Consider the following 13,288-nt stretch of genomic DNA (forward strand, 5'->3'; position numbering starts at 1 on the left):
TTCCAGCCTTTTTAATTTAATAAAAATAGATATAATTTAACTATTCGTTCTGTTTTACTTATATATAGATGAGCCGACTTAATTATCACCACCTTTACTACTTTTGGCAGGTTGCTAAGATTGGAAATTTGACTCAAGCAGCTAAAGAGTTACATGTTTCGCAGTCTGCACTCTCTTCGCAAATCAAACAGTTAGAGCATAATATCGGGGTATCGCTATTTGAACGCGTAGGCCGTAGTCTAATGCTCACCAATCAGGGTAAAAAGGTGCTGAGCTATGCCGATGATATTTTTACCACAGGTCAAGAACTCGAAGCCTTGTTAAGCAAAGGCGTGCAGTCAACCACCCATGTAACTATCGGGGTGTTGACCACTCTGTCACGTAACTTTGTAGAAGCTTTTATTAGTCCTTTGATGCGACGCAGCGATGTGCAATTTAAGTTAAAGTCAGGCAGTATTTCTGAGCTGCTCAACGGCTTAACCAATTATGAGCTGGACTTAGTACTTACCAACAGAACGATTAACCTAGATACTTCAGACCCCTACTGGCAGTGTCAACTAGTTGCAAAGCAACCGCTTGCGATTGTTGGCCCACCTGCACTTAAACCCAGCACACAGTTTCCACAAGGTTTTGAAAAAACACGCTGGATCTTGCCACCCGCCAATTCAGATTTACGCACCGCATTTAATGCACTATGCGCTCAGCATCAGTACTTTCCCAACATTTTGGCAGAGGTCGACGATATGGCGATGATGCGACTACTGGCACGAGACAGTGGCGCGGTGGCCGTTTTACCTGCCGTAGTAGTAAAAGACGAAATAGCCCAAGGGGTACTACAGCAGTATCAGGAACTGCCTAATATTTATGAGTATTTTTATGCCATTTCAACACAGAAAAAGGTTGTTCCTGAAGCGATTAAAATCCTGCTGCAAGAAGCGCATGACAAGTCCACACATTTTTAAGCTTACTGATTTTTATTCACCTGGAAGTATTAGAAAATCACGTTTTATTTCTGATTTTTAACTTAGCCCATATTAACGTAAGAAAATTGGCCTAAGCACTTGACCAATTGATGTTTCTTTAGCAAGCTGAAACTATAGGATAAAAATTCGACGAGGCAGTTATCGTGTTCAAGCTTGCGCACAATGGCAATATCTTAATGGATGTGAAGTCAGCTTCACCGCCAAGTGCTGCGTTTGTGATCGAAGCCCTTGAAAAGTCGCAATTTGCTGATTGCGAAATCGATCACGACTCGATTAAGGCCTTTTTCCAAAGCGACTTTCCTGAAAGTCAAATTGTGGTTGCTAAACAGCATGATGCAAAATTTGAAGTTACCTTAAGCGACGATAAAATGCAGGCCTTTGGGCAGCTTAAAACTGCTCGTGGTGGTAAAGCAATATCATTAGAAGAAGCGAAAAAGATCATAGTTAAAGCAGGCGTAAGCCGTGGCTATAAGCAAGCCTACCTTGAAAATATCCTACGTAAACAATTTGAAATTCCACCTGGTGAAGAAGCATCTGGGTTAATCGCCCAAGGTAGACCACCGCAAGACGGCCAGTCAGCCAAATTACTGCCACATATACAAACGCTAAAAGAACGACTTAAGCAGCCTAGAATGCGTGAAGATGGCACCGTTGATATGCGTGACTTTGGCAAGCTTGCAAGCGTTTCGCCCGGTGATTTACTGGTGACTCAAAAGCCCGCAACGCCTGGTAAAGAAGGCTTTACTGTAACCGGTGAGAGCATTGAAGCAAAACCCGGCGATTCGTTCCAGCTTGTAGCGGGTGAAGGTACTGAGATCAACCCTAGTAATCCACTAGAGCTCATTGCTACTATCGCAGGTTGCCCCTCTGATATCACCAACGGTATGCGCGTTGATGACGTATTTACCATTGCCGACGTCACAGTAAAAAGTGGTCACGTCGACTTTAATGGTAGTGTAGTAGTCACCCATAATATTGAACCAGGTATGCGCGTAACCGCCCAAGGCGATATCACAGTGCTCGGCACAGTGGAGTCCGGAGAGTTAGTTGCTGGCGGCAATATTGAAGTACGAGGTGGTGTTATCGGCCACGTTGACCATCAAAATAATGAACAAGGCTTAACCTGCAAACTTATCGCCAAAGGCAATGTTGAGATTGCCCACGGCCAATATACTTACCTTGAAGGCGATAACATTATTATCAACAAGCAAAGTAACCACTGCGATATTAAAGCGCAAAAGCTGATACAAGTTGGTACAGGCGAACAACCGAGTGGCAAGTTGATAGGGGGCTCAATCATTGATGCGCAAATGGTAGTTGCAGGTGAAATTGGCAGTGAGTCTGGCGCTAAAATGATGATTTATCTGGCACGCAAAGGTCTTAAAATCACCCAAGAAACCGACACCCTGTTCAAAGAAGTCGCCGCTACCAATGATTCTTTAGACCAATTACAGCAAGCGATTGAAAAAGCGGAGTTAGTAAAAGATGCTGCTAAAAAGCAGCAACTCAAAACTAAAATTGGCGCAACACAAATGCACTACTGCCAGCAAGCCGAGCACCTTGAGCAAAAGCTCAGCCAACTTGATCACGACTTACACGATTTACTCGACAACACTAAGCTTGCGGCAAATAAAGCGCTTCATTCAGGGGTTGAAATCCACATCTTTGACCGGGTGCATAAAACAACTCGCAGTTATCCCCCGTGCTCAGCAACGCTACAAGAAAACCAAGTTAAGATAGACTTTAAAACCGCCGGCTCCTAGCCAGCACTTTGCCTTAGCGCTGACATTTAGAGCAATACACTGTGCTGCGCTGTCCTAGACGTATCTCTTTTAATGGTGTTTCGCAGCTCACGCAAGGCGCACCTTTTCGACCATACACCAGCAGCTCTTGGGCAAAATAACCCGGTTTGCCATCACTTTGGGCAAAGTCTTTAAGCGTAGTTCCCCCTTGCTTGATAGCTGCACTTAAGGTTTCCTTGATGATCGGTGTCAGTACTTGGTAGCGTTTAAGTGAAATTTTACCTGCTTCTTTTTTGGGATGGATTCCTGCTTTAAACAAAGATTCATTGGCATAAATATTACCCACACCAACCACCACATGATTATCCATAACAAATTGTTTAATCGGCTGCTTTTTGCCTCTGCTTTTTTCAAATAAATATTCTGCAGTAAAAAGCTCAGTCAACGGCTCAGGACCCAGCTTTTCAAAAACGCTATGATCTTCACCCACACCTTGCCATAAAAAGGCTCCAAAGCGACGCGGGTCGTTCAATCTGAGCGACTTACCTGAGGCCAGAATGATCTCCACATGATCATGTTTTTTTAGTGGCTCCGAGCCATCAACAACACGTAAGCTCCCTGACATCCCCAAATGCAAAATCGCAGTGCCATGCTTGGATTCTATAAGCAAATATTTTGCCCGACGCTTAACCGCAAGCACCTTCTCACCCTCAAGCAATTGCACTTCCTCTGGTACAGGCCACCTCAACTTACCATTGTGTACTTTTACGCATTGAATAATATGTTGCTCTAAATACGGTTGAATGCCTAAACGGCTCACTTCGACTTCTGGTAACTCAGGCATAATTCACTCTATTACTGTGTGGTATTACAATTCTATCGGTAAAAATAATGCTTTGGCTTGCTCAGTATCGAGTTCAAACCAACGCTGTTGTTGTTTATCAAATAATACAAAGCCATTATCGCTTGGATACAGTTGATAGCTGAGCGGAAGCTCTTGAGTTGCCAGCCAAAACTGCGCAGCGCTGAGCGCGGGCTCCAACTGCTTTGGCGCCTCAACAACCAATAGCTGTAAACTCTGCCATTTGGCGACAAGCGCACCTAGGGTATCTTCACTAAAGGTCTGGTTTGAGCCTTGCGGTAGCTCTATACGCCAGCTTGTACCAATACGTTCAATTTTATAGCCAGGAAATGCCACGGTTAGGACAAAACTTTGTTCTGGTAGCACAGCTTGTATCTTTGCTTTGTCGTCGCTGGGATTCAATTTATAGTGGAGTCCGTTGAGAAAAAAGATCATCAGTAACATGGAAAAGATCACCACGTTATTCCACGCCTTACGGCTCATTTGAATCATACCCATCTCCTAAGCGTTTGAACGGTTAGTGTATAATACTAATTTGCATTTATACATGCTCAATTAGCCCTTGCTCGCCGAGGCGATTCCGCCTAATTTAACAATCTGTCATTACCGCACCCTATCTACGCCAAATTGCGCATTTACACTATTTAAATGGCAAGTTATTTTGCTAGAATGTGGGCAAAATTTTAAGGAGTTCCGTCAATGGCAATGTATGTAGTGGGTCATAAGATCCCTGATTCAGATTCAATTTGCGGTGCAATCGCACTTGCTTATCTAAAAAACCAAATTGGTGAAGAAGCGATCCCTACGCGCTTGGGTGAAGTCTCACCAGAGACTCAGTTTATTCTTGACCGCTTTGGTTTTGAAGCACCAGAGCTTAAGATGAGCTATGCTGGTGAAGATGTGTATATCGTTGATCACACTGAAAAAACACAAGCACCAGACGACATCGATAAAGCAACTGTGGTTGGCGTAGTTGATCACCACAAACTAGGCGACCTTACGACTTCAACACCACTTGAGTGTTGGATCCGCCCTGTTGGCTGTAGTAACACGATTATTAAAATGATGTACGACTTCTACGATGTAGAAATCCCAGCAAATATTGCTGGGATCATGATGTGTGCAATCCTAAGCGACACAGTCATCTTCAAATCACCAACTTGTACTACTGCGGATATTAAATGTGTTGAAGCACTTGCAAAAATCGCGGGTGTTGATGATGCAAAAGAGCTTGGCATGGAAATGTTCAAAGTGAAGTCAGCAGTTGAAGGCACACCAATTCGTGACTTGGTCATGCGTGATTTCAAAGACTTTAACATGAATGGTAACCTTGTTGGTATTGGCCAGCTTGAAGTAGTTGATCTTGCTGTATTTGATAAGATCAAAGATGAGCTACATGCCGATATCGCGAAATTAAAAGAAGAAGGTAATCGCCACAGTGTGATGCTGCTACTTACTGATATCATGAAAGAAGGCTCACAAATGCTGATCGCTTCTGATGATGAAACGATCATCGCAAAAGCATACGACGTTGAGCCTGAAGCAAGCAAAGTATGGTTAGACGGTGTACTGAGCCGTAAAAAGCAAGTTGTACCACCATTGCAAGACGCATTTGCTGGTTAATACTGTCCGCCGAGGTGAACGCCTCGGCTGTTTTTTATGCTGCACCTCACTCCGGGTATATTCGCTTCTTTTGTCAAAGACTTGAATGCCGCGTGCCATTCACATCACCTTATTCAAATCAACCTGCCCTTGAGCGACTGTATCGCACAAGTCGGTGACAAGACGCTATTTGGCCCAAGCGTAATTGCAGGCGGCGTAGAGCATAGCTTAAAAATGACCTCAGGATGGGTAATATTAGTCGAACCAAAAAGCTTGTATGGTAAGCAACTCCAGAGCAACGGCTGTGCAGCAATCAAGATAAGTACTGCACCAAAGAGCAATGCCAAGCTTGCCGAGTTAATACGCACAGTAGGGCTTACCGAGCTCCCGACGACGGCTCTAGATCCACGAATTGGCAGTGTATTGACGCAATTAGATGCATGCTTTAACGCACAAACTTGCCTTAAACCCAATCACTTTAGCGCCAATACGATTGCCGAGTCACTTTATCTCTCACCAAGTCGCTTTTTACACCTTTTTACCGAGCAAGTGGGGATAGCGTGGCGACCTTATGTGCTGTGGCGCAGGCTGATCTGCTCAGTTGTTGCCATACAGCAAGGCAACAACCTTACACAAGCTGCCATGCTCGCGGGGTTTGCAGATAGCGCTCATTTGAGCCGTACATTTAAACGGCAGTTTGGCATCACACCGACTGAGGCATTAAAAACACAAAGCACTATAAACTAAGCCTTCGGTTTATTACCTTGTTTATAAGCTTCACCAATCAACTTGACCATAGGCAGCGACGATATGGTTAATACGACAAGAAAAATAATCGAATGAACAATCATCTCATCGACCGTATAGCCAATACGAAACTGAATAAATGCCTGAAGCTGAATGTAAACATTAGCAGCAACAAATAGTGCTAAGGACACGCTCCAAAACCACACATCCGTGATAGGACGCTTACCATAAGCGACGCAAAAGGCACCAAATACATTTAAGAGATCTGCGACCAATAACACAATCCCAGTAAACATGCTTGATTCTATTGCTAAATGATCCGGCAGCGTAAATGCATCATAGATTGAGGCAATAAACGTCAGTAGTAAGAAATAAAATAAGACTTTCCATTTCATGCAAGCAACCCTTCATAACCGTAATATATATCATCGCAGTCATCTGGTCGCTGCTTCCGTGCTTTTTCAGTACATTCCTTATCAACAATCTTTGTTGTTTTTCTCATAGGATCCTTCCCTAAATACAAAATAAAAAAATCTAATTGTACACCCATTAACTAACTATGAATTTAGCCAGTTTATTCAAGCTTAGTTGCCTAAGTTGTATCACACTGCTACCAAAATAGGAGCATAACCATGAAGCAATTTTTAGTAACTACCCCCTTAGTTGATTATCAACATTCAGAGATCCAAAGTTTAATAGAAGCAAAAAATTGGCGGCAACTTAATGCGATCACGGCAACGGAGCAAATCTATAACTTTGTCAAAGACGACATTGAATTTGGTTATAGTGAGACAGATACACTAACTGCAAGCCAAGTGCTTAAGCAAGGCTATGGACAATGTAATACCAAAGGAACATTATTGGTTGCACTACTAAGGGCTTGTGATATTCCAACACGAGTTCATGGATTTGAGATAGCAAACGATCTAAAGCAAGGGTTAATTCCTACCCAACTGACATGGTTTGCCCCAAAAAGTATTATCCATAGTTGGGTTGAGGTTTATCTAGAGGAGCGCTGGGTAGAGCTTGAAGGTTACATAATAGATGACGGCTACCTTAAACAGGTTCAGCAACGGTTTTCAATGGCAAAAAACTTTACTGGATTTGGTATTTCCACTCTCTGTTTACAGCAACCCAATAATCGCTTTTCGTTAAATGGTGCATATATTCAAAAGCAAAGTATCACAAGCGATTTAGGGGTTTTTACAAATCCAGATACGCTTTATCAGCAACACAAAAATCTAACTGGCATCAAGCAGTGGTTGTATGCTCACTGCTTGAGACATTGGATAAATCTTCGAGTAAAACGCGTAAGGGCCGGGCGCTTCAACTGAATTCAAAATAGCAACCTAGCCGTAATTGTTGCTGGCATATTTAAAACCACAGCTACTGCGCAAGTATCACGCAGTTACGGCCTGAGGCTTTGGCTTGATACACCGCATGGTCTACTGCTTTTAACGAATGACCAAACGGTAAGTTGGTATTGACTTCAGCAACTCCAAAACTTGATGTAATGGCTATCTCCCCAGACGGTGTGGAAATAACCGCGAGCTCAATTTCCCGTCGCAAGCGCTCGGCAATCACCATTGCAGAGTTTACTGGTGTGTTAGGTAACAGCACGATAAATTCTTCGCCGCCTAAACGACACATGCAATCTTCTAGCCTTAGGGTATTCACACAGATTTCGGCAAAGCTTTTAAGCACTAAATCACCGGTTTCATGGCCGTGGTTATCGTTGATATTTTTAAACTGATCTATGTCTAGCATCATCATACTAAATGGATGATCAAAGCGTGCATGACGACTAATCTCACGTTTTGCATTATCCATTAAAAAGCGCCGATTACTTAATCCAGTGAGCGGATCTTTAAATGCCATATCTGTGAGTTGCTGCTGTAGCTGCCATAGCTCTTTAACCAATAATCGGCGACTGCAGCAATCTGCTATCATCTCCGCAAAAGCAATTTCATCTTTGTGCCATGTGCGTACACCATTATTTCCTTCACAACACACCACCCCGTGTGGAATACCATTTTTAAAGATCACAGTATCTAACATGGTTACTATGTGATTTGGCGTTAAATAACACTCTTGAAATTCAGATGTTCTAGGATCCGCAGCCGCGTCGTTCGCATTTATTGATTGTCCGCTGTTAATTGCAGAAAAATAAGCTGGAAAGTTCTCATACTTTAAGGCCGGTAGTTGCATAGGTAATTCATCACCCTGCCAATCCGTGTTTGCAACATTGATAAGCTCAGAAGGTTTGTCGAGATCATCAAATAACCAGACAGAAACTCGAGTGACGTCTAAGGTAAGCTTACCTTCATCAAGTAAATCAATCAGGAAGCTTTGAAATGTTCCCGATACATCAAGTTCTTGCGAGCTGAGCCTTCTAAGCCTTTGCGTAACATTGCTAAAGTTCTTCAACATAATACGAAGATTTTATTCTTTTCCACTAGCATAACGCGCCATAATTTTTAAGCATAGTCTTAAATACTAGAATTAACCTATGTTTAGGAATATTTTCACACGATTATGTTATAAATAAGAATATAAGTAGAGCAAACCGTAAATAGGGCAATACTAAAAGGTAGTAAAGGTGAGATTAATAGAGTGGCACGAGGCCACTTTATTCGTTGATTATTTAATATATTTTGCGAGGTATTTTTTAAATACCGGATCTGACATTGCCAATTGTCGTTGCTCATCCATGATTTCCTTAAGCAAAGACTCTGATGTCAGAGGGTTAGCCAAGACTACACGAAATACGACCGTTGGTTGGCGATCATATTGCTCTGGTGTTAATCGTGTTCGAGAAACAAAAGAGCGGCCTGCTTCACGCTGACGCTTTTGCATGCTCGCAGTAAAACGGTTAAGTGCGGCATAAATATCGATTTTTTCCTGTTCACCCGCCTGTGCGATTACCGCTTTTATTTGCTCAGGCACATAGCGGTAAGTCAGCAAACATAGCTCAGGTTCAGAGATCAGCTCAAAATCGGGGGTTTGTTTAATTAGTTCGGCAAAATACCGCGCCTTTTCAATCCCTTTATCAATAAGCATCTCATAGCCTTGCCGGCCAATAACACGCAAACATGCATGCACTAACATCGCCATACCCGGGCGACTCCCCTCTAATGTATGACTTCCCAGATCTTTAGAGCCTTTACGTAAGATGTATTCAGCGTGGTGCTCGATTGCATCAGATGCCGCTGGGTCTTTAAACAACACCATACCCGCTCCCATAGGCACATACATTTGTTTATGTGCATCTATGGTAATTGAATCTGCTCGCTCCACCCCTTTAAGAAGGTGGCGATTGTTATTTGATAAAAGTGTTGCCCCACCCCAAGCTGCGTCAACATGAAAGTGGCAATTGAGTTCTTCGGCTAAATCGGCCATCTCTTCAAGTGGATCAATATTGCCCGTTTCGGTCGTCCCAGCGACACCAACTAAGGCCAATACTTTTATCCCTTGTGCTTCAAGTTCATGAGCTTTGGCTCGCATGGCATTAACATCGACCTTATTGTTGCAAGCCGTTTTGATTGAAATGAAGTTATCTCGACCAATACCTAAAACATCTGCGGCCTTGCCTAACGAATAATGTCCTCTTTCAGAAACCAATACCGCTAAGCCTCGATAGCCATAATGTAGCATTGCGGCCACAATACCCGATGCGCCAATACCTTTAAATTCACCATCCGCTTTTAATAAACGGTTTCGTGCTATCCAAAGCGCAGTTATATTGGCGATGGTACCACCCGAACAAAAAGCACCGAGTGACGTTTTCGCGCTGTGCATCCATTTATCGTAGAAAGCATCATCACTGCTATAAACCAAGTGATGCATCATTCCCAATACTTGACGCTCGAGCGGAGTAAAAGCTTTTGACGTTTCGATTTTGACTAGGTTCTGATTGAGTCCCACCATCAACTTCGACAGAGGCAACACGAAATGCGGTAAAGCTGAGGTCATATGCCCAATAAAACTTGGGGCTGCGGTATGCACTGAATGGGCAACTAATTGCTCCATGATATCTTGCGCATAGTCAGAGACAAACATCGGCACTTCGGGGATCACCGCCGACTGAAAATCTTTTTCAACTTCGTGCAGAGGCTTTTCAATTGCCGCAATATTCTCATTTAAAAAGCCAGCCAAATTGCTCGAGATTTCTTGCTCGATTCTGCTTAAAGTTGAATCAGGCGCCTCAGGCACAGTAAATATACGCATTAAGCTTTCTTCAGACGCAACGGCGCAACGCTTTGGACCCATCAATACTACCTAAACATCAAACGGTGCAGTAGCTTACCTACCCATTCAAGAGATTGAGTAGATACAAATTGCACAAGAGATTGTGATACATGAAATGGCTAACTTTACTGTAAAGAAAGGGAATTGTCTTCTATTGTCTAGTTAAAATTCATGAAACATTGACAATTTTATTAAAACCCAACGAAAGTTCAGTGAAAAATCCCCAGGTGTTCTAGCGTTTCTATTTTACATTCTCGTCAAAAGTGAGGTATAAAATAGGAACATAGCCCAGCAAAACGGCACATTACCGACTTGCCTGCAACAATGCATTTTATTGATCATTGCTGAGGAAGTTTTTTGCTTTATTTCTTCTCAAGATATCAATTTATGTTGTATTGTTTATATTATGTAACAAAGCAGCGCCAGTTAGGCATTTTATCGTTGCGAAATAACGATATTGTGGATAAAGGATTATCATGAATACGCGGAGCATAGCTCAACCACTCAAAGCCAAGTCTAAACACCATTTAGCAAAAGCGACTCCGCTTTTAGGGTTTACAGGTTATACTTCCCGACTCCCTGTTGCATGGCTTCTATTAGCCTCATTTATCTTTTTAGCTGCTTTATCGATTTATGTAATCGCCAACTATTACGATACACGCCGCGATATCATGGCCAGAATTGACGCACAGCTTGTCAATGCCGCCACCAGCGCAAACGTCATTGTTGGCAAAAAGTATCACCAATCGCCTAATCAGATAACTGCAACTGAGTTTAAGCAAAAAAGCCACGCACTCACCGAGCTTGCCCGTGCTCTAAACGTTGAATACGTCTATACCATGGTGCTAAAGCCACCTTATGTGCATTTTACTGCATCCAGTTACACTCGAGAAGATCTCAAACTCAACCGACTAACACGCTATCAAGACGTTTATACTGAGGCATCCATTACTCTAAAAAGCGCCTTTCATTCCACCGAACCAGTATTTGAAATCGATAAGGACAAATGGGGTCACTTTAAAAGTGTGTTTATTCCCTTCGTGCTGCCCGATGGCACTACTTATATAGCAGGCGCTGACTTGACAATACACGATTTAGAAAGTCGGTTACAAGAAAGTGTGATGGATGCCGCGATTGACGCTAGCTTCTTTTTTGTGATGTTTTTGATTGTCGTAAGCCTGTACTTTATGTATTACAAGAAAACCTTAACAACGGATAGCCGCACCGGGTTTGGCAACCGAATTGCCCTTGAGCAGGCACTTAAGTATTCTAAGTCGCAACACCTTTGCTTGAGCGTAGTGTGGGTAAAAGAGCTTGAAGATATCATTAGCTTCTATGGTACAGAAGTCGGCGATAACGTTATGGCAAAAGTCATGAGCTACTTTATCGAGTTTACTCATCCGTTTGAGGTTTACCGCCTAACCACCTCTAAAATTGCGCTAGTGACCAGTATCGAAAATGGTGAGCATTATTTGGCGAACTTAACGGAGACATTTCCTTGTGCAAAACCCATATACGATGCGCCGCACTTATACGTTAATTTGTGTGCGGGTGTTGCTAAAGGCAATTGCGCGCTGTTGCTTGAGAATGCCTTTCTCGCGCTGCGTCAGGCTCAACAGCAAAATACCCAAGTCTGTTATTTTGATTCTCAGCTGCAAATAAACCCCCAGCAACAATCAAAAAACCTCCATCTCACTCGTTTACTGCAAAGCGCGTGTGAATCAGACCGCATCATTCCCTTTTTTACGCCGCGTAAAGCTTGTCACGACCATGCTGACATTCAGTACCACTGCACGGCACGGGTCCTTAACGAGCGCGGCGCTATCATCGACGCCGAACATTTTTATCCGGTAATGAAGCAGCCTAAACTTCGCGCACAAATTAGCATGAAACTACTTGAGTTATGCGTCACCCGTTTTCGTAAATCAAACCATGCTTGGAGCATGCAATTAAGTCACAGTGAAATCGCGGATGCGGAATACTTTGAATATATCAGCCAGATCCTACGCCGTTACCCACAACCACAGCTCATCACATTTGAGTTTAATGAAACGGATGTACTCAAAAACTTTAGCGATATGAGCTTAATGATGCAGTCGTTAAAAGCAAAAGGTGCAAATGTTGCGGTAACGGGTGTGAATTGCGGTTTCCTTACTATCAACCGGATCTTAAAACTCCCACTGGATGCCATTTGTTTAGAAGCTAGTATTTGTGAAAACTTAGATGAAGATGAGATGCTGCTGAGCTCCATTGAATATCTAGCAAGTCATTGCAATGCCAAGCGGATAGACTTGATTGTACCCTGTGTTGCCACCAGCAAACAGGCAAAACAATTGGAAGCTGCAGGCGTTGCTAGATTGGAAGGGAGCTGGATAGGCAAAGCAAGCGGCCACCTTTAAGCCGCTTTATCAACCTGAAGTGCCGGATTAAATTAAAGTGTTACGACTAGGCGGGTACTTGATTGACCACTTGCCCAATACTTACGTTCAAAGGGCGTAATGGCCTCATCACTTTCATAGGCTTCCACTTCAACATCAACGCCGCTAAGCGCCAAAGCTCTGGCAAACTCTTTGACATAAATCTCCCAATTACTGCGCAACTCCAACTTACCACCTAACTTGACGATAAAAGGAAACACCGCGCTACCATGCCAACGTCTTTGAATATGTTTAGCTTTCGGCCACGGATTGGGATACAGCAAATAATGGTGAGTTGGCTGCCAATCTGCTTCCAGCGCTAATCGCCAAAAGTCATTGAGATCGGCTTGCACCAAAATATATTGGCCTTGCTCCGTTTGTTTATATTCAACGTCGTGTTTATCTAGTCGATGCGCAGACTTGTCTATGCCAATTACCAATGCATCAGGGTGTCGCTTCGCCAAATTTGCTGTACTTTCACCAACACCACAACATGAGTCCAAAATAATCGGTCCATTAAAGGCCTGTACTCGCGCATTAACCTCATCGAAAGCACTTTGTGTATGTGCCGCAATGGGCTTTTTAAACTCAGCGGTTAGATGCTTAGTAACGATTTCATCGAGCTTATCGTGTAGGCCCTGTTGATTAGTGGTGATACTACGAGAGTTTGCTTCTGTCATAACCAGT

Annotated in this window: 12 protein-coding genes; 6 read left to right on the forward strand and 6 right to left on the reverse strand. The window is 43.1% G+C overall.

Going from position 1 to position 13,288, the window contains the following annotated elements; genetic code table 11:
- The first annotated feature begins 68 nt into the window (after positions 1–68).
- Together DRB05_RS21325 and DRB05_RS21330 are read left to right on the forward strand one after the other, a co-directional pair.
- Positions 69–962 (forward strand): LysR family transcriptional regulator, encoded by an 894-nt coding sequence (locus DRB05_RS21325; protein ID WP_128728696.1) that lies wholly within the window; start codon positions 69–71, stop codon positions 960–962.
- Between the two features lie 164 nt (positions 963–1,126).
- On the forward strand, positions 1,127–2,746 hold the full coding sequence (locus tag DRB05_RS21330) for a FapA family protein (RefSeq protein ID WP_128728697.1): 1,620 nt from the start codon (positions 1,127–1,129) through the stop codon (positions 2,744–2,746).
- Between the two features lie 13 nt (positions 2,747–2,759).
- On the opposite strand, the gene mutM is transcribed toward DRB05_RS21330, so the two are convergent.
- Together mutM and DRB05_RS21340 are read right to left on the reverse strand one after the other, a co-directional pair.
- On the reverse strand, positions 2,760–3,569 hold the full coding sequence (mutM, locus tag DRB05_RS21335; RefSeq protein WP_128728698.1) for a bifunctional DNA-formamidopyrimidine glycosylase/DNA-(apurinic or apyrimidinic site) lyase: 810 nt from the start codon (positions 3,567–3,569) through the stop codon (positions 2,760–2,762).
- A gap of 24 nt (positions 3,570–3,593) precedes the next feature.
- Positions 3,594–4,079, reverse strand: coding sequence for a hypothetical protein (locus DRB05_RS21340; protein WP_128728699.1), 486 nt, complete (start codon positions 4,077–4,079; stop codon positions 3,594–3,596).
- Positions 4,080–4,286: 207 nt separating this feature from the next.
- On the opposite strand from DRB05_RS21340, the gene DRB05_RS21345 reads away from it, so the two are divergent.
- Together DRB05_RS21345 and DRB05_RS21350 are read left to right on the forward strand one after the other, a co-directional pair.
- Positions 4,287–5,210 (forward strand): manganese-dependent inorganic pyrophosphatase, encoded by a 924-nt coding sequence (locus DRB05_RS21345; protein WP_128728700.1) that lies wholly within the window; start codon positions 4,287–4,289, stop codon positions 5,208–5,210.
- Positions 5,211–5,246: 36 nt separating this feature from the next.
- On the forward strand, positions 5,247–5,936 hold the full coding sequence (locus tag DRB05_RS21350) for an AraC family transcriptional regulator (RefSeq protein WP_128728701.1): 690 nt from the start codon (positions 5,247–5,249) through the stop codon (positions 5,934–5,936).
- On the opposite strand, the gene DRB05_RS21355 is transcribed toward DRB05_RS21350, so the two are convergent.
- Positions 5,933–6,331 carry a hypothetical protein gene (locus DRB05_RS21355; protein WP_128728702.1) on the reverse strand — a complete coding sequence of 133 codons (399 nt, stop codon included), beginning with the start codon at positions 6,329–6,331 and terminating at the stop codon, positions 5,933–5,935. The genes DRB05_RS21350 and DRB05_RS21355 overlap by 4 nt on opposite strands.
- A gap of 237 nt (positions 6,332–6,568) precedes the next feature.
- On the opposite strand from DRB05_RS21355, the gene DRB05_RS21360 reads away from it, so the two are divergent.
- Entirely contained in the window at positions 6,569–7,270 is a 702-nt protein-coding gene (locus DRB05_RS21360) for a transglutaminase family protein (protein WP_128728703.1), read from the forward strand.
- A 52-nt stretch (positions 7,271–7,322) separates the two neighbouring features.
- Here the strand turns inward: DRB05_RS21360 and DRB05_RS21365 are convergent, their stop codons facing one another.
- Together DRB05_RS21365 and panP are read right to left on the reverse strand one after the other, a co-directional pair.
- The gene (locus tag DRB05_RS21365; RefSeq protein ID WP_128728704.1) at positions 7,323–8,366 is read right to left on the reverse strand and encodes a sensor domain-containing diguanylate cyclase; all 1,044 of its coding nucleotides are present in this window, start codon (positions 8,364–8,366) and stop codon (positions 7,323–7,325) included.
- A gap of 210 nt (positions 8,367–8,576) precedes the next feature.
- Positions 8,577–10,205, reverse strand: coding sequence for a pyridoxal-dependent aspartate 1-decarboxylase PanP (gene panP / locus DRB05_RS21370; protein WP_128728705.1), 1,629 nt, complete (start codon positions 10,203–10,205; stop codon positions 8,577–8,579).
- A 455-nt stretch (positions 10,206–10,660) separates the two neighbouring features.
- Here panP and DRB05_RS21375 point away from each other — a divergent pair, with 455 nt between their 5' ends.
- Positions 10,661–12,583, forward strand: coding sequence for an EAL domain-containing protein (locus DRB05_RS21375; protein ID WP_128728706.1), 1,923 nt, complete (start codon positions 10,661–10,663; stop codon positions 12,581–12,583).
- 32 nt (positions 12,584–12,615) lie between these two features.
- On the opposite strand, the gene DRB05_RS21380 is transcribed toward DRB05_RS21375, so the two are convergent.
- Positions 12,616–13,281 (reverse strand): methyltransferase domain-containing protein, encoded by a 666-nt coding sequence (locus DRB05_RS21380; protein ID WP_128728707.1) that lies wholly within the window; start codon positions 13,279–13,281, stop codon positions 12,616–12,618.
- Between the last annotated feature and the right edge of the window lie 7 nt (positions 13,282–13,288).

Origin of the sequence: Pseudoalteromonas sp. A757 (genome assembly GCF_004103285.1) — a bacterium.
Taxonomy (GTDB): Bacteria; Pseudomonadota; Gammaproteobacteria; order Enterobacterales; family Alteromonadaceae; genus Pseudoalteromonas; species Pseudoalteromonas galatheae.